The 16,559-nt window shown below is 74.5% G+C and carries 13 protein-coding genes and 1 pseudogene; 7 read left to right on the top strand and 7 right to left on the bottom strand.

Annotation, left to right across the window (positions count from 1 at the left end):
- The 7 genes and pseudogenes from crtI to RIN80_RS06740 form a co-directional block, all read right to left on the bottom strand.
- Window positions 1-1,476: phytoene desaturase family protein (gene crtI / locus RIN80_RS06770; RefSeq protein ID WP_309094574.1), on the bottom strand; the 1,476-nt coding region annotated here is incomplete at its 3' end.
- Window positions 1,473-2,636, bottom strand: coding sequence for a polyprenyl synthetase family protein (locus RIN80_RS06765; protein ID WP_309094573.1), 1,164 nt, complete (start codon window positions 2,634-2,636; stop codon window positions 1,473-1,475). The genes crtI and RIN80_RS06765, both read right to left, overlap by 4 nt.
- A gap of 78 nt (window positions 2,637-2,714) precedes the next feature.
- Window positions 2,715-4,088 carry a deoxyribodipyrimidine photo-lyase gene (locus RIN80_RS06760; protein WP_309094572.1) on the bottom strand — a complete coding sequence of 458 codons (1,374 nt, stop codon included), beginning with the start codon at window positions 4,086-4,088 and terminating at the stop codon, window positions 2,715-2,717.
- A 5-nt stretch (window positions 4,089-4,093) separates the two neighbouring features.
- Window positions 4,094-5,686, bottom strand: a complete 1,593-nt coding sequence (locus RIN80_RS06755; protein WP_309094571.1) for an SDR family oxidoreductase — start codon at window positions 5,684-5,686, stop codon at window positions 4,094-4,096.
- A 100-nt stretch (window positions 5,687-5,786) separates the two neighbouring features.
- Window positions 5,787-5,971 (bottom strand): annotated as a pseudogene (locus RIN80_RS06750) (hypothetical protein); the annotation flags it as partial.
- Window positions 5,972-6,055: 84 nt separating this feature from the next.
- Window positions 6,056-7,636 carry a S8 family peptidase gene (locus RIN80_RS06745; RefSeq protein ID WP_309094570.1) on the bottom strand — a complete coding sequence of 527 codons (1,581 nt, stop codon included), beginning with the start codon at window positions 7,634-7,636 and terminating at the stop codon, window positions 6,056-6,058.
- Window positions 7,637-7,816: 180 nt separating this feature from the next.
- Complete coding sequence (locus RIN80_RS06740) at window positions 7,817-8,647, bottom strand: oxidoreductase (protein WP_309094569.1); 831 nt, start codon at window positions 8,645-8,647, stop codon at window positions 7,817-7,819.
- A gap of 91 nt (window positions 8,648-8,738) precedes the next feature.
- On the opposite strand from RIN80_RS06740, the gene RIN80_RS06735 reads away from it, so the two are divergent.
- From RIN80_RS06735 to RIN80_RS06705, 7 genes are all read left to right on the top strand, one after another.
- Window positions 8,739-9,644, top strand: a complete 906-nt coding sequence (locus tag RIN80_RS06735) for a LysR family transcriptional regulator (protein WP_309094568.1) — start codon at window positions 8,739-8,741, stop codon at window positions 9,642-9,644.
- A 220-nt stretch (window positions 9,645-9,864) separates the two neighbouring features.
- Window positions 9,865-11,013 carry a DUF4190 domain-containing protein gene (locus RIN80_RS06730; protein WP_309094567.1) on the top strand — a complete coding sequence of 383 codons (1,149 nt, stop codon included), beginning with the start codon at window positions 9,865-9,867 and terminating at the stop codon, window positions 11,011-11,013.
- A 147-nt stretch (window positions 11,014-11,160) separates the two neighbouring features.
- The gene (locus tag RIN80_RS06725; RefSeq protein ID WP_309094566.1) at window positions 11,161-11,913 is read left to right on the top strand and encodes a GntR family transcriptional regulator; all 753 of its coding nucleotides are present in this window, start codon (window positions 11,161-11,163) and stop codon (window positions 11,911-11,913) included.
- Window positions 11,914-12,254: 341 nt separating this feature from the next.
- Window positions 12,255-12,446 carry an SPOR domain-containing protein gene (locus RIN80_RS06720; RefSeq protein ID WP_309094565.1) on the top strand — a complete coding sequence of 64 codons (192 nt, stop codon included), beginning with the start codon at window positions 12,255-12,257 and terminating at the stop codon, window positions 12,444-12,446.
- Window positions 12,447-12,597: 151 nt separating this feature from the next.
- Complete coding sequence (locus tag RIN80_RS06715; protein ID WP_309094564.1) at window positions 12,598-13,032, top strand: (deoxy)nucleoside triphosphate pyrophosphohydrolase; 435 nt, start codon at window positions 12,598-12,600, stop codon at window positions 13,030-13,032.
- 161 nt (window positions 13,033-13,193) lie between these two features.
- Window positions 13,194-13,601: an ATP-binding protein gene (locus RIN80_RS06710; protein ID WP_309094578.1), complete on the top strand. Its 408-nt coding sequence runs from the start codon at window positions 13,194-13,196 to the stop codon at window positions 13,599-13,601.
- A 252-nt stretch (window positions 13,602-13,853) separates the two neighbouring features.
- Window positions 13,854-16,490 carry a SpoIIE family protein phosphatase gene (locus RIN80_RS06705; protein WP_309094563.1) on the top strand — a complete coding sequence of 879 codons (2,637 nt, stop codon included), beginning with the start codon at window positions 13,854-13,856 and terminating at the stop codon, window positions 16,488-16,490.
- Window positions 16,491-16,559 lie beyond the last annotated feature (69 nt).

The following is a 16,559-nucleotide window of genomic DNA, read 5'->3' as shown; positions in this document are numbered from 1 at the left end:
GCCGGTGACGCGGGCGGCGGCGAGTTTCCCGCTGATCAGCACGGTCGGTACGCCCACGCCGGGCGTGGTCCCGCAGCCGGCCAGCACGACGTTGTCCAGCCCGCGCACGAGGTTGCGCGGCCGGAACGGGCCGGTCTGGGCGAAGGTGTGGGAGACGGAGAACGGCGTGCCCGCCGCGTGGCCCTGGGCCGTCCAGTCGAGCGGGGTCACCAGGGCCTCCTCCTCGACGCTGTCCCCGAACCCGTCCAGGCCCCGCCGCTCCAGCTCGGCGACCAGGCTGTCGCGGTAGCGCGGGCCCAGCTCCCGCCAGACGGCGGCGGAGGGGCCGACGGCCGTGTTGGGGCAGGGCGCCAGGACGTAGTGGAGGTGGCGGCCCGGCGGTGCCAGGGAGGCGTCGTGTGCCGTCGGGCGGGTGATCAGCAGCGACGGGTCGCTCATCAGCGTCCCCGAGCGGGTCAGTTCGTCGAAGGTCCGCTCCCAGGCGGCGCCGAACGACAGCGTGTGGTGGGCGAGGTGAGGCCAGGTCCGGTCGGTGCCCGCGTGCAGGATCACCGCCGACGGCGAGTGCCGCAGCGGCACCGGGCGCACCGGGGCCCGGCCCAGGAGCCGGTGCGCGGTGGACAGTTCGCAGCTGAGCACCACCGCGTCGCACGCGATGCGCTCACCCGAGGCCAGGCGCACGGCCCGCACCCGGCCCGCCGAGCGTTCCAACGCGCTCACCTCGGCCGACCAGCGCAGCTCGGCACCGGCGCCGGCCGCCGCGTCGGCCATCGCGCGCGGCAGCGCGTGCATGCCGCCCTTGGGGAAGAAGACGCCGGCCACCGTGTCCATGTAGGCGATCACCGCGTAGGCCGCCAGCGCCCGGGCCGGGGCCACTCCGGCGTACAGGGCCTGGAAGGAGAAGACCCGGCGCAGACGGTCGTCGGACAGGAAGCGGCCGATGCGGCCGTCCAGCCGCCCGAAGCCGCCGAGCGCCGCGAGCCGGGCCAGGTCGGGGTGCGCGAGCTGGAACGGCGAGTCGAAGTTGGTGTCGATGAACCGGCGCATCTGCGCCCGGTAGAGCCGCTCCAGCCAGTGCCGCAGCCTGCGGTAGCCCGCCGCCTCGGCCGGCCCGGCGAAGCGCCGCACCTCCGACTCCATGGCCTCGCCGTCGGTGTGCACGTCCAGCGCGGTCCCGTCCGCGAAGCCGGCGCGGTAGGCCGGGTGCAGGGGCACCAGCTCGACGCGGCGGGCCAGGCTGTCGCCGACGGCCGCGAACGCCTCGTCGGCCAGGTGCGGCATCGTCAGCACGGTGGGCCCGGTGTCCACCAGGTAGTCACCGAGCCGCAGCCGGCCGGCCCGGCCGCCGGGACCCGCGTCCCGTTCGACGAGGGTGACCCGGCGCCCGGCGCCCAGCAGATGCAGGGCACACGCCAGTCCGGACAGGCCGGCGCCCACCACCACGACGTGGTCGGTCGGCCCGGTCACCGTCCTCATACGAGCTCCCCGGCGGGGCGCGGGGCGATGCCCGCGGCCCGCTCCACCAGGGCGGCGAACTCCCGCCGCACGCCGGGTTCCGCGCCGGTCGCCTCGAAGTGCCGCAGGGCGGCGGCCGCCAGCTCCGCGGTCCTCGCCTCCACCTCGGCCCGGGCGCCCGTCCGCTCCAGCGCCGCCCGCATCTCCCGCACGACGTGCTCCGGGCGGTCGTGCGCACCCGGGGCGAGCACGCGCGCGGCCTCGTGGTCGCCGGTGGCGTCGGCGAGGCGGACGGCGGCGGCGAGCAGCGGGGTGAGCTTGCGGGAGCGCAGGTCGTCGTCGGCCGGCTTCCCGGTCAGGGCCGGGTCGCCGAAGGCGCCGAGGAGATCGTCGCGCAGCTGGAAGGCCAGCCCCGCGCAGTGGCCGGCGGACCGCAGCGCCTCCGTCGTGCGGGTGTCGGCACCGGCCAGGGCCGCGCCCAGGGCGAGGGGCCGTGCCACCGTGTAGCGGGCGCTCTTGAGGGCGGCGATGGTCAGCGCCTCCTCGTCACCGGACGCACCGCTCGCCTGGGCGCGCAGGTCGCGGTACTGCCCGGCGACCATCTCGGTGCGCATCGCCCGCCACTCGTGGTGCAGCCGGGCACCGTGCGGCGACCCGAGCGCCGTCTCCGCCAACAGGTCGTCCGCCCACGCCAGCGCCAGATCGCCCGCGAGCACGGCGGCCGAGGCGCCGAACGACCCGGCGGCCACCGGCTCCGGCGCGCCCGGCGCCGTGCCGGGCCCGGCCGGGTGCCGCCCGGCGAACTCCACGTGCAGCGCCGGTCCTCCCCGGCGCACGGGGGATCCGTCCATCACGTCGTCGTGGACGAGGGCGCAAACCTGGAGCAGTTCGAGGGCCGCTCCCGTGCGCAGCAGCGCCGTGGCGTCACCGGAGCCGCCCGCGGCCCGCCAGCCGCACCAGGCGAACGCCGTCCGCAGCCGCTTGCCGCCCCGCAGGGCGAAGGCGGCGACGCGCTCGGCCATGTCGCGGGCGAACACCGCGTCGACGCCACGGGCCTGGCGCAGCCGCGCGTCGAGCACGTGCTCCAGGACGCTCTCCACGGCGCTCGTGGCCCAGGGGGCGGTCAGCGTCGCGTCGTCTCCCTCCGCCGGTCCGGCCACCGTCGGCCGCGGTCCAGGCATGCGCTACCCCTTCTCGTCCGATCATTCGCACATCAGTGCTTCCGGCGGCAGCCGTGCCGTGGATGCGCCGGCCGGTTCTCATCCGCGCCCGCGGGCGTGCCGGAAACGGGCCAGTCCGTCCCCGAGGCCGACGACCGGCTCCGGGTACCCCAGAACCGCGCGTCGCTCCGCCGGGAGCAGCCAGGGTTCGTGCACCGCGCCGGCGTCGACGTCCGCCAGCTCCGGCACCCAGCGCCGTACGTACGTGCCGTCCGGGTCGTAACGCCTGCCCTGGCGCACCGGGTTGAGGACGCGGTGCGGGCGGGAGTCGGTGCCGGTGCCGGCGACCCACTGCCAGTTCAGCTGGTTGTTGACGATGTCGCCGTCCACCAGCAGGTCCAGGAAGTGCCGGGCGCCGATCCGCCAGTCCACGTACAGCGTCTTGGCCAGGAAACTCGCCGTCAGCAGCCGGGCCCGGTTGTGCATCCAGCCCTCGGCGCGCAGTTGCCGCATGCCCGCGTCGACCACCGGGTAGCCCGTACGGCCCTCCCGCCACGCGGCGATGTCCCCGGCCGCCTCCTCCTCGCCGCGCCACCGGTCGTGCCGGGTGCGGTAGTCCCGGACCGACGCGTCGGGCCGGGCGGCGAGGACCTGGTGGTGGAAGTCGCGCCAGCACAGCTGGCGTTCGAACGCCTCGGCCCCGGCGCCGCCCAGCGCACGGGCCCGGTGGATCAGCTCCACCGGCGACAGCGCCCCGAAGTGGAGGTAGGGGGACAGGCGCGAGGTCGCGTCCCCGGCCAGGTCGTCGTGCCGTTCCGCGTAGCGGGACAGGTCCGTGCGGGCCCACCGTGCGAACCGGGCCCGCCCCGCCGTCTCCCCGCCCTCGGGAAGCCCCGGCGCCAGGCCCGCCGTCCCGGCGCGGGACGGCGGCTCCTCACCGCGTACGTCCGCGGGGACGCGCACGGCGCGCGGCGCGGGCAGGGGCCGGCGCAGCGACTGCCCGGACCAGCGGCGGAAGTAGGGGGTGAACACGGCGAAGTGGTCGGAGGCCGCCGGGGCCACGGCACCCGGCGCGACGGCGGTCACCACCGCGTCGTGCACGCGCAGCCGCACCCCGTCGGCGCCGAGTGCCCGGCGCAGCCGCTCCTCGCGGCGCTGGGCGTGGCCGGAGACGCCCGCGGCCAGGTGCACCTCCGTGGCGCCGCAGGCGGCGGCGACCGCGCGGACCTCCCGGGCGACCGGGCCCGAGCGTACGACCAGCCGTCCGCCGCGGCGGCGCAGCGAGGAGTCCAGGTCGGCCAGGCAGTCGGCCAGGAAGGCGGCGCGGTTCGGCGTGTCGAAGCCGGCCGCGTGGACGGCGGGGTCGCGGACGAACAGCGGCACCACCTCGTCCGCCGCCCGCAGCGCGGCACACAGCGGCGGATGGTCGTGCAGACGCAGGTCCGCGGTGAACAGGACGACCGCGACGGTCATGGGTGTCACTCCTGGTGCGGTGGTGCGGAGGGCGTCCGGCGCCGCCGGGCTCCCAGCCCGGCGAGGACCCGCCGCACGCGCGGGTCGTGCGCGGCGGTACGGCGCCCGCCCGGGCCGGCCGCGGCGGCCCGGGCGATGTTGCGGGCCATGCCGCCGAAGACCACGGAGTGGAACGGGGCGACGCTCCACCAGTACGCGTGGCCCAGCAGCCCGCGCGGGTGGAACAGGGCACGTTGCCGGTAGACGGTGCCGCCCCGGTCGCCGGTCTCGGCGTACATCTCCAGCCAGGCCAGGCCCGGCAGCCGCATCTCGGCGCGCAGCCGCAGCAGACGGCCCGGCTCGATCTCCTCCACGCGCCAGAAGTCCAGCGAGTCGCCGACCCGCAGGCGCTCGGTGTCCCGCCGCCCCCGGCGCAGCCCGACCCCGCCGGCGAACCGGTCGAGCCAGCCCCGGACCGCCCAGGCCAGGGGTGAGGAGTACCAGCCGTTCTCGCCCCCGATGCCCTCGATCACCCGCCACAGCGCCTCCCGGGACGCCTCTACGGGACGCTCCCGCTCGTCCTGGTAGAGGCTGCCGCCCGCCCAGTCCGGGTCCGTGGGCAGCGGGTCGCTGGGGGCGCCGGGCACCGAGGCGGAGGACCAGCGCGTGGCGACCTGCGCCTGGCGCACCCTGCGCAGCGCCAGGGCCAGGGCCTCGTCGAACGGCAGCGGCCTGCCCGGGCCGTCGGGCACGTACCGGGCGATGTCGTGCTCGTGGCAGACGACCTCGTGGCGCAGCGACTCGGTCAGCGGCCGGGCGAGGGCGGCGGGCACCGGCGTGACCAGGCCGACCCAGTGGCTGGACAGCCGGGGGGTGAGGATCGGGACCGGCACGATGAACCGCCGTCGCAGCCCGGCGACGGCGGCGTACCGGAGCATCATGTCCCGGTAGGTGAGGACGTCGGGACCGCCGATGTCGAAGGCCCGGTCGACGTCGTCGGGCATGGTCGCCGAGCCGACGAGGTAGCGCAGCACGTCCCGGACGCCGATGGGCTGGGTGCGGGTGTGCACCCAGCTGGGGGTGACCATGACGGGCAGGCGCTCGGTGAGGTAGCGCAGCATCTCGAAGGACGCCGAGCCCGAGCCGATGACGACGGCCGCCCGCAGCACCGTGGCGGGCACGGGAGAGGCGAGGAAGATCTCTCCCACCTCCGCCCGCGACCGCAGGTGCGGCGAGAGGGACTCCTCGGGCACGTGCTGCGGGGTGAGCCCGCCGAGGTACACGATCCGCTTCACCCCGGCGAGCCGCGCCTGCTCGGCGAAGACGCGGGCGGCCCGCCGGTCGGTGTCCTCGAACCGGGAGCCGGTGGCGAGGGCGTGCACCAGGTAGTAGGCGACGTCGATCCCGCGCATCGCGGCGGCGACCGACGCCGGGTCCGTGACGTCACCCCGGACCGTCTCGGCGTCGCGCGCCCAGGGGTGGTCGCGGAGCTTGCCCGGTGAGCGGGCCAGGCACCGGACGCGGTGCCCGGCCAGGAGCAGTTCCGGCACCAGGCGCCCGCCGATGTACCCGGACGCCCCGGTGACGAGGCAGTGCAGCCGCCGCCCGTCCTCCGTCATGCTCCAGCCTCCCGTCTCCGGCCGCGCTCACGGCCGGCCCCTACAGGAGACTTCGCCACCGGCCTCCGCGGCGGATGCACGGCACGGTGACCGCGGCCGTTCAGCCGGACGGAGCATCGGCCGCGGCCGCCCGTCGCGCCGCCGCGCCCCGCCGGGCCAGGACGCTCGGCCACCAGGCGCGCGGCCGACGTCGATCACCAGCGCGGGCACCGGCGGCGAACGCACCACCAGCGTGTCCAGCAGCACCCCGAAGGCGACGATGAACGCGATCCGCACCGGGAACGCGCCGGTGGACGGGCACGCGCCGGGGGCCGGACACGCGCCGGGGGCCGGGCTCTGGTGAGCCCGGCCCCCTTGTCGCGGAACGGGTCAGAACTGGAGCGCCCAGGCGTCGATCCGCCCGGTGTCGAAGTTCGCGTTGTCGCTGACCCGGAGCTTCCACGTGCCGTTCGCGGTCTCCGAGGAGGCGTTCACGGTGTACGTGGTGTCGATGTTGTCGGCGCTGCCGCCGGTGCCGTACCCCTTCAGCGTGTACGCGGTGCCGTCGGGGGCGATCAGCTGGACCTGGAGGTCACCGATGTAGGTGTGGACGATGTGCACCTCGACGGCCAGGGCCGACGGGGCGTTGCCCGGGACGCCGGAGACCGTCACCGGGGACTCGGCGGTGGCGTTGTCGGAGATGGCCTGGTCGGCGGTGTTCTCGAAGCGCGGTCCGGGCGGGGTGGTCGTGCCGCCGCCCACGTGCAGCAGCCGGTTGGGTGAACCGGTGCCGGGGCTGGTGACGACGCCGGTGGTGGCGGCGGAGGTCAGCGCGGCGGAGACCTGCGCGGGCGTGGCCGCGGGGTTGGCGGCCAGGTGCAGGGCGGCGGCCCCGGCGACGTGCGGGCTCGCCATCGACGTACCGGAGATGGTGTTGGTCGCCGAGTCGCCCGTGCTCCACGCCGAGGTGATCGACGAGCCGGGCGCGAACAGGTCGAGCACCGAACCGTAGTTGGAGTAGCTCGCCTTGGCGTCGCTCGACGTCGTGGCACCCACCGTGACGGCCTCGGTGACCCGTGCGGGCGACCGGGTGGAGGCGTTGGTGGACTCGTTGCCGGCGGCGACGACGAAGGTGACGCCGGAGGTGATGGCGTTGCGCACGGCCGTGTCGATGGCCGTGTCGCCGGGGCCGCCCAGGGACATGTTCGCCACGGCCGGCTTGACCGCGTTGCGGGCGACCCAGTCGATGCCGGCGACGACCTGCGCGGTGGTGCCCTGGCCGGAGTTGTTCAGCACCCGGACCCCGACGACCTTGGCCTTCTTGGCCACGCCGTAGGCGTTCCCGGCGACCGTGCCGGCGACGTGCGTGCCGTGGCCGTGGCCGTCCTGGGCGGTGTTGTCGTTGTCGACGGCGTCGTAGCCGTAGGAGGCCCGGCCGCCGAAGTCGCCGTGCGTGATGCGGACGCCGGTGTCGATGACGTACGCCGTGACGCCCTCACCCGCCGTGTCCGGGTAGGTGTACGAGCTGTTCAGCGGCAGGTTGCGCTGGTCGATGCGGTCCAGGCCCCAGGAGGGCGGGCCGGGCTGCGTCGCGGTGATGGAGAACGTCCGGTTCTGCACCACGGAAGCCACGGCCGGGTCGGCGGCGAGACGTTTCGCCTCGGACGCGGAGGCCTCGACCTCCCAGCCGTTGAGGGCCTTGGTGTAGGTCCGCTCGATGGCGGCGCCGTACTTGTGCGCGAGGGCGCGGCCCTCGGCGGAACCGGCCTTGCCGGTCTTCAGCGTGACGATGTAGCTGTCGGCGACGGCGTTCGCGGCGCCCTCGTACTGCACGCGCCCCTCGGCGGCGACCGGGGCCGCGCCGGCGGGGAGGGCGGAGACCAGGCTCGCGACGAGCGCCGCGGTGGCCGTCGCGCCGAGCGCGGCCAGTCTTCGCCGGGTGGATCTGCGGGGAGTACGCATCACTGCCATCTGAGGGGTCCTCCTCATCGGTGGTGCGCTGTGGGGTGTGGTGCACGCCCGTTGGAGCACCCGGGAGTCATGGTCATGTCAACCGGGGGGGGGCTCCTGTGCGTCAGCCGAAAGATTGAGGCCTCCACAGGAATTGCACAAGGGCCCTGCACGGACCGGCAGGACCCCTGTGACGGACCGTCAGTCGTCGAAGGCCGTGCTCCGGCTCCGCTTCTCCCAGGCCAGCACCTCGTCCCGCACCCGGTCCAGATGCCCGAGCACCGCGCTGACCCCGTCGTCGCCGAGCGGCAGGCGCAGGGGCGTGGGGTCGGCCTCCAGCGCGGCGAGGATCAGCGCGGCGGCCTTGGCCGGGTCGCCCGGCTGGGTGCCGTCGCCGCCGGACACCAGGCCGCGCGTCTGGCTCACCTTGCCGTACACACCGCTGTCCGCGCTGGTGCCGGCCCGGCCCGTCTCGAACAGACCGGTGCGGAAGGCGCCCGGCTCGACGATCAGCACCTTGACGCCGAACTCGGCGACCTCGTCCGCGAGCCCCTCGGACATGCCCTCCAGGGCGAACTTCGTCGCGCTGTACGCCGAGAACCCCGCGAAGGACAGCTGCCCGCCCATGCTGCTCATCTGCACGATCGCGCCCGAGCGCCGCTCGCGCATGTGCGGCAGCACGGCCCGGGTGAGGGCGGCCGGACCGAAGACGTGCACCTCGAACAGCGCCCGCAGCTCCTCCTCCGTGGTCTCCTCGAACGCCCCGACGTGGGTCCGGCCCGCGTTGTTGACCAGGACGTCGATCCGGCCGTGCCGTGCCACGACGTCCCGCACGGCGGCCTCGGCGGCGCCGGTGTCGGCGACGTCCAGGCGCAGCGCCTCCACCCGGTCGGGGTGGGCGGCGACCAGGTCCCCCAGCGCCTCGGAGCGCCGGGCCGCGCCGATGACGACGTCGCCCGCCGCGAGGGCGGCCTCGGCGATCGCCCGCCCGAACCCGCTGCTCGCGCCCGTGATGAGCCACACCCTGTTCATGGCCACTCCTCGTCTCGTCCGGCCCATGCGTCAACCACCCTTTCCTGTGGGGAAGTTGTTCGTCCAAGACATGTGGTGATAACCGAAGGGCATGACGAAGGACGTCCATGTACGGGACCTGCGCTACTTCGTGGCGGTGGCCGAGGACCTGCACTTCAGCCGCGCCGCCGAGCGGCTCTATGTGTCCCAGCCCGCCCTGAGCAAGCAGATCCGTGCCCTGGAGCGGCAGTTGGGCGTCGAGTTGTTCCGGCGAGACCGGCACGGCGTGGCCCTGACCGACGCCGGTACGGCGCTGCTGCCGCACGCGCGCCAGGTGATCGACGCGTGGCGGGAGGCGGCGGCCGCGGTGGACACCGTCCGCACGGCCCGGCGCGGCACGCTCGTCGTGGGCATGAGCACCAGCCCGGTCCGCGGCGGCCTGCTGCCCGCCGTCCGCTCCCGCTTCACGGCGGCACACCCCGAAGCCGCCCTCCGGCTCCGGCAGGTCACCTGGCAGGACCCGACGGCGGGACTGGCCGACGGCTCCGCCGACGTCGCGTTCGTCTGGCTGCCGCTGCCCGCCCAGGACCGCTACGCCTGGACGGTCGTCGCGGAGGAGCCGGTCATGGTCGCCCTCCCCGACACCCACCCGCTCGCCGGCCGCGCCGGGATCGACTTCACGGACCTGCTCGACGAGCCGTTCCTCGCGCTGCCCGAGAGCACGGGCCCGCTGCGCGACTTCTGGCTCGCCCTGGACTTCCGCGACGGCCGCGCACCCCGCATCGGCGCCGAGATAGCGAGCACGGAGGAGACGTACGAGGCCCTGTCCGCCGGCCTCGGCGTCTGCCTGGTGGCCACGGGCAACGTCCCGCTGCTCACGCTGGGCGGCGTGACGACCCGCCCGGTACGGGGCCTGCCCCCCAGCCGCTACGCCCTGGCCTGGCGCCGGGAGGACGGGGACCGGGCATGGGTGCGGGCGTACGCGGACGCGTGCCGGGCGGTGGCGGGACGGACGTAGCGCCACCCCGCCACCACCCGCGACCCCTCGGCATCCGCGACGTGTGCGACGAGCGAGACGTACGCGGTGTCGTTCTCGCGGTCGTGTGCGATGCGCATGCTCGCCCCTCGCAGCGGACTCGGTCGCGGTCGGCGGACCCGGCGTCGGCCCGGCCGCTTACGATGCGCCCAGCCGTTCGACGAGACCCCCGCCCACCGCCGCAGCCAGGAGCACCGTTCCCGTGTCGATACCCCCGCCCCCTGGGGCCCCGCAGCCCCAGGACCCGTACGGGCCGCCCCCTGCCGACCGGTCACGGGCCCATGGTCCGTACGGTCCGTACGGCACCGCCGGGCGCGCGTACGGCACGCCGGTCTCCGTCAACGCCCTGGCCGTCGCCGCCCTCGTGCTCGGCCTCCTGTGCTTCGTCCCCGCACTGGGACTGGTGCTGGGGCTGATCGCGCTGCGGCAGATCAAGAGGTCCGGGCAGAGCGGGCGGGGACTGGCGATCGCCGGGGCGGTGCTGTCCTGCGTCGGGGTCGTGCTGTGGACGGTGGTGCTGTCCACGGGGGCCGCGTCCAAGGCGTGGGAGGGGTTCAAGGACGGCGCGCGAGGCAACGAGACCCTGCGGCTGGACAAGGGCGACTGCTTCGACGCGCCCGGCGGCATGGAGGGCGACACGTACGACGTCGACCCGGTCCCCTGCGCGGGCCGGCACGACGGCGAGGTCTTCGGGGTCGTGACGCTGCCGGGCGGCGCCTTCCCGGGTGACGCCGAGCTCACCGACATCGCCGACGAGCGGTGCTGGGCGCTCCAGGACCAGTACGCCATGGACTCCTGGGCGATGCCCGCCGACGTCGACGTGTACTACCTGATGCCCTCCCGGGCGAGCTGGCGCTTCGGCGACCGCGCGATCACCTGCCTCTTCGGCCACGCCGACACCGGGTCTGAGCTGACCGGCTCGCTGCGCGGCGACCCCACCACGCTCGACACCGACCAGGTCGTCTTCCTGTCCACGGCCAACGCCTTCGACGCGGCGCTGTACGAGGAGCCCGAGGACACCCCCGAGGACGACCTCGCCGGCCACCGCGCCTGGGCCACGCGGGTGCACGACGTGCTCGGCGAGCAGATCGAGGCCCTGCGCGGTCACTCCTGGCCCTCCGGGGCCCGGCAGCCGGTCGCCGACCTGGTCGCGGACCTCGAGGACGCCCGGGACGAGTGGGCCCGGGCGAGCGAGGCGGCCGACGCCGACACCTACCTCACGCACTACGACAGGGCGTACGCCTACGTCGACGGCCCGTCGACCGTCACGGCGCGCAAAGCCCTCGCCCTGGCCTCGACCCCGCCGGCCTACGACGAGGACGAGGGCGGTTCCGCCGAAGCGCAGGTGTGACGGCGGCTATAGCGGGGAGAAAGTGCCTGCGTAAAGCCCTCAGGGCCACCATGTCATCACATCGAGTGATTCTCTGGCCTTTGCTTGCCTGGCACAACCTACGGTTGCCACGCTGTTGCTGTCTGTACAACCTGATGGGAGCGGCCAGTGACATTCGGTGAGCAGCCGGCGTACTTGCGTGTCGCGGGTGATCTCCGCAGGAAGATCGTCGACGGTCGGCTCCCCCCGCACACCCGGCTCCCCTCCCAGGCCAGAATCCGCCAGGAGTACGGCGTCTCGGACACCGTCGCCCTGGAGGCCCGCAAGGTGCTGATGGCCGAGGGGCTGGTCGAGGGCCGCTCCGGTTCGGGGACGTACGTGCGCGAGCGGCCCGTGCCCCGGCGCATCTCCCGCTCCGGCTACCGCCCGAGCGGCGGGGCGACGCCGTTCCGCCAGGAGCAGGCCGAAGGCGAGGGGCGCGGCACCTGGGAGTCCAGCAGCGAGCAGTCCGAGGCGAGCGTCGCGGTCGCCGAGCGGCTGGACATCGAGCCGGGCGACCGCGTGATGTGCACGAAGTACCTGTACCGCGAGAACGGCGAGCCGATGATGCTCTCCACCTCCTGGGAGCCGCTCGCGGTGACGGGCCGTACGCCCGTGATGCTGCCGGAGGAGGGCCCGCTCGGCGGCATGGGGGTCGTCGAGCGCATGCGCGCGATCGACGTGATCGTGGACAACGTCACGGAGGAGGTCGGCGCCCGCCCCGGCCTCGCCGAGGAACTGCTCGTGCTGGGAGGCGTCCCCGGCCATGTGGTCCTGGTCGTCCAGCGCACGTTCTACGCCTCCGGCCGCCCCGTCGAGACGGCCGACGTGGTCATCCCGGCCGATCGGTACCGGGTCGCCTACCACCTTCCGGTCAAGTAGCGAGCGCTCACATCCGCCCCGCGGCGCGCTCCCCGCGCGCCCCGCTCACACCCTCACCGTCACGGCCGACGCCGCCGCGAGTCGGGCCCGACCCGGGGCCCGTCGTCGTCTGCGCAGGTCGACCACCGTGTATGCGGTATGCCCGAGAACGGGTGCGCCGAGGTACGCGGACGGCGCGTTCGCCGCCGTGCGCCCCCTGAGTGCTGGCCGGTTGCGTACCTCTTGGTGAAAAGCCGTATTCGCAGCGTGAAGGTTAGGCGTACGCTCGGGCATATGCGCATTGCGGTTTCCTTAGCGGGTGGGGCTCGGCACAGGCCGCGGGCGGGAAGTGGAGGGGCGCGATGAACGACAGCACGGTCACTCTTCCCTGGCTCGTGATACGTCAGGACGACAACGGCAATCGCTACCGCGTCGGGCGGTACGCGACCCGGGCCGAGGCCCAGAAGATCGCCGACAGCCTCGACGGCCGCGGCCACAAGCAGCTGTACTGGGTCGAGCGACTGGGCCAGAGCGGACCGGCCCTGCACGACTGACCCCGTGTCCGGCGTCCGTGCCGGACCGACCCGGTGCCGGACCAACCCCGTGCCGTGCCCTGCCGGGCCGGCCTCGCCTCGCCGGGCCGGCCTGCGGTGCCTGCCGCGCCCGCCCGGCCGGAGTTCCGCCGTGCTCCCGTAGGCTCCCCGCATGACTGAGCACATCGTCGTCGTGGGTGCCGCGCTCGTCGACGACGGGCGGCTGCTGGCCGCCCGGCGCAGCGCGCCCGCCGAGCTGGCCGGCCGCTGGGAGCTGCCCGGGGGCAAGGTGGAGCCCGGGGAGGCGGCCGACGCGGCGCTCGTACGCGAACTGCGCGAGGAACTCGGCGTCGACGCCGAGGCCGGCGAGCGGATCCCGGGCGAGTGGCCCCTGCGGCCGCCGTACGTCCTGCACGTGTGGACCGCGCGGCTGCGGCCCGGCTCGCCCGCCCCCGAACCCCTACAGGACCACGACGGGCTGCGCTGGCTCGACCCCGCCGAGATCTGGGACGTCGACTGGCTCGACCAGGACGTCCCGGCCGTCCGGCAGGCCCTCGCGCACCTGGGAGACCTCCGCGCCGGCGTGCGGGAAGGGCCCGGCGCCTGAGATCGGCCGGGGGGCGTGCGACGCGGGTCGACTGGTGTACGGGCGCCCCGTACGCCTTTCGTGCCACAGTGCGCCGCGCCGCGCGGTACTCCGCCCCGGATATCGGGTATGTGCCCATTAACCCCACGAAACCGGACTTGGGTGGGCCTGCCGGCAGGGAAGTGAGCGGCGTGATCGACACCGAGGGTGACTGCGCCGAGTGGACCTTCCCCGCCGAGCCGGACGCCGTGCGCACCGCCCGCCAGGCCGTCCGCGGCCGGCTCCGCGGCTGGGGCCTGGACAGCCTCGCCGACCTCACGGCCCTGCTGGTCAGCGAGCTGGTCACCAACGCCCTGCGGCACGCCACCGGCCCCATCGGCGTCCGCCTGGTGCGCCCCCTCGGACTGGACGGCGTCCTGCTGGTCGAGGTCTCCGACCCGCTGCCCGACCCGCCCCGCGAGCGGGCCGCCCGCCCCGAGGACGAGGGCGGCCGCGGACTGCAGCTGGTGGCCTCCGCCTCCCGCCGCTGGGGCACCCGGCCCGGCGGCGCGGGCAAGACCGTGTGGTTCGAACTCGCGGTGTCGGAGTGAAAGAACGGTGTACGAACCCCGTACCGCTGTAGAGCGATTGGTTCAGGCCAGTGGCGGTTGTCGGCGGACGGGGTTCGACGACGGGTCCCCTGGTTAGAAGACTGGAAGTGTTCTCACAGTTCGGACCGAAAACCATCGGGACCGTGCTGTGATCGTGAACACCGTGTTGTGCGGCACCGTAGTGCTGGATACTGCGGGCAGCCGCCCCTGGTGACCGGTGCCGGGCGCGGTGAGCTGGAGGGGACGGTTCGCGTGAGCGAGATACCAGCGAAGGCCACGGAGTCCGAGGACCCGTCGGAGGGCGCGAGGGCGAGGGCCGCCGACGCCCCGGCCGCCGCGGTCTCAGGTGCGCTCGCGGCCGACGGGGTGCCGCCCGGGGACGCCATGTGGCAGAGCAGTCCCCCCGGATCCATCTACGACTACATCAAGGTCGCCTCCTTCTCCATCGGCCCCGACGGGCTGGTCGACCAGTGGAGCATGCGCGCCGAGCACCTCTTCGGGATCCCCGCCGGACGCGCCGTCGGCATGGACCCCATCGAGGCGTTCATCGACCCGCGCCACCGCGAGCGCGGCATGCGCAAGATGGCCGAGATCCTCGACGGCCGCGAGTGGACCGGCGTGGTGCCCTTCCGGATGCCGAAGGGCTACGAGGGGGACTGCGGTCACGAGGGACTCGCCGAGGTGTACGTCATGCCGACGCGCACCGAGGACGGCGAGAAGGCCGCCGTGTGCATCGTCGTCGACGTGCGCACGCTGCGCAGCATCGAAACCGATCTCGCCGCCTCGCAGGCCATATTCAGTCAATCCCCCTTCGGTTTCCTGCTGATCGACCCCGACCTGCGGGTCCGCCGCGTCAACCAGCGGTTCGCGTCCATCTTCGGCGGCGCGCCCGACGACCACCGCGGCAAGGGTGTTCACGACTACCTGCAGCGCGGGGAGGCCGAGCGGGTCGCCGCCACGCTGCGCCGGGTGCTGGAGACCGGCAGCTCCATCACCGACATGCACGTCACGGGTTTCGTGCCGGGCTCCGACGAGCGCCGCCACTGGTCCGTCAACCTCTACCGCGTGCACAGCGGTTCGGGGCGTCCCATCGGGGTCGCCTGGCTCGGGATCGACATCACCGCACGCCGCGCCGCCGCCCGTGAGGCCGCCGCCGCCCGGCGCAACCTGGCCCTGCTGAACGAGGCGGGCGCCCGCATCGGCAACTCCCTCGACCTGGAGACCACGGCCCGCCAGCTCCTCGACGTCGTCGTCCCCGGCTTCTGCGACCTGGCCACCGTCGACCTCTACCAGGGGCTGCTGGCCGGTGACGAGACCCCGCCCGGACTCGCCGACGGCAGCGCCGAACTGCGCCGCGTGGCCTTCGCGAGCGCCGTGTCCGACGCGCCGTTCGCGGGTACGGGCGTGCCCGTCTCGGTCGGCGCCGTCCACCACTACCCGTTCAACTCGCCCTGTGCGGACGCCCTGCGCACGGCCCGGCCGCAGATCGTGCCCCCCGAGGACGGCGGGCTCGTGCAGTCCACGCTCGCCGTGCCGATGGTCGCCCACGACACCGTCGTCGGACTGGTGCAGTTCGCCCGGGCCAAGGGCAGCGAGCCGTTCGGCGACCGCGACCGGGACCTGGCCGTCGAGCTCGCCGCGCGCGCCGCCGTCTGCATCGACAACGCCCGCCTCTACCGGCGCGAGCACGAACGCGCGTTGATACTGCAGCGGTCCCTGCTCCCGCCCGGTGACCCGGAGGCCTCCGGCCTCGACATCGCCTGCCGCTACCTGCCCGGCAACGTCAACACCGGCCGGCCCAGCGAGGTCGGCGGTGACTGGTTCGACGTCATCGAACTGCCCGGGCACCGCACCGCCCTGGTCGTCGGCGACGTCATGGGCCGCGGCCTGCGCGCCGCCGTCGCCATGGGTGAACTGCGCACCGCGGTAAGGACCCTGGCCCAGCTCGACCTCGAACCGGCCGAGGTGCTCTCCCAGCTGGACGAGATCGCCCGCGGCCTCGGCGCACCCGGGGGCGTGCAGCAAGCCACCCGGGCGGCCCGCCGGCCACGGGAGGCTGACCTGTCGGAGATCTACCTGGCCACCTGCGTGTACGCCGTCTACGACTCCGTCACCCGGCGCTGTACGTTCGCCAACGCCGGCCATCTGCCGCCCGTCCTGGTCGAACCGGGCGAGGCGGCCCTGATGCTGGACGTGCCGCCGGGCATGCCGCTCGGCGTGGGCGGCGAGCCCTTCGAGGAGGTCGAGGTCGAACTGCCCGAGGGCGCCCTGCTCGCGCTCTACACGGACGGACTGGTCGAGAGCCGCGACCATCCCCTGGACGAGGGCCTGCAGGCCTTCGTCAGCGCCCTCGCCGACCCCACGCAGCCGCTGGAGGACGTCTGCGACCACGTCCTCAACACCCTCGACACCCATCACGGCGAGGACGACATCGCGCTGCTGATGGCACGTGTCCAGGGGCTGCCCACCGAGTCCGTCGGCGACTGGACCCTGCCGCGCGAGCCGCGCAGCGTGGGCCGGGCCCGTGAGTACGCGCGCGCCCAGCTGCTCAGCTGGGACATGGAGCCCCTCGTCGACACCACGGAGCTGCTCGTCAGCGAACTGGTCACCAACGCCCTGCGCTACGGCGAGGGCGAGATCCGGCTCCGCCTGCTGCTGGACCGCACCCTGGTCTGCGAGGTGTGGGACTCCGGCCTGGTCCAGCCCCGCCGCCGCCGGGCCCGCGACACGGACGAGGGCGGCCGCGGCCTCCAGCTCGTCGGCCTCCTCAGCGCGGCCTGGGGCTCGCGCCGCACGCCCCGGGGCAAGACCGTCTGGTTCGAACTCCCGCTCCCGGACGGCGGAAGCGGCCTGCCGGACCCGGCGGAGGCACTGCTGAGCCTGTTCTGACCGCAACCGAACGCCCGTACGGGCCGTCCTCCCCGGCAACACCGACCGCACGCACCCCGGGGAGAGACG

The sequence above is a fragment of the Streptomyces sp. genome (assembly GCF_031181705.1).
Classification (GTDB): Bacteria; Actinomycetota; Actinomycetes; order Streptomycetales; family Streptomycetaceae; genus Streptomyces.
The sequence above is the reverse complement of the archived record's forward strand: the minus strand, read 5'-3'. Positions and strand labels throughout refer to the sequence as shown.

Coding starts and splice junctions, on each gene's coding strand:
- RIN80_RS06735 (WP_309094568.1), top strand. CDS start 8,739: ATGACGAAGGACGTCCATGTACGGGACCTGCGCTACTTCGTGGCGGTG.
- RIN80_RS06715 (WP_309094564.1), top strand. CDS start 12,598: ATGACTGAGCACATCGTCGTCGTGGGTGCCGCGCTCGTCGACGACGGG.
- RIN80_RS06760 (WP_309094572.1), bottom strand. CDS start 4,088: ATGACCGTCGCGGTCGTCCTGTTCACCGCGGACCTGCGTCTGCACGAC.
- RIN80_RS06720 (WP_309094565.1), top strand. CDS start 12,255: ATGAACGACAGCACGGTCACTCTTCCCTGGCTCGTGATACGTCAGGAC.
- RIN80_RS06755 (WP_309094571.1), bottom strand. CDS start 5,686: ATGACGGAGGACGGGCGGCGGCTGCACTGCCTCGTCACCGGGGCGTCC.
- RIN80_RS06745 (WP_309094570.1), bottom strand. CDS start 7,636: ATGGCAGTGATGCGTACTCCCCGCAGATCCACCCGGCGAAGACTGGCC.
- RIN80_RS06765 (WP_309094573.1), bottom strand. CDS start 2,636: ATGCCTGGACCGCGGCCGACGGTGGCCGGACCGGCGGAGGGAGACGAC.
- RIN80_RS06740 (WP_309094569.1), bottom strand. CDS start 8,647: ATGAACAGGGTGTGGCTCATCACGGGCGCGAGCAGCGGGTTCGGGCGG.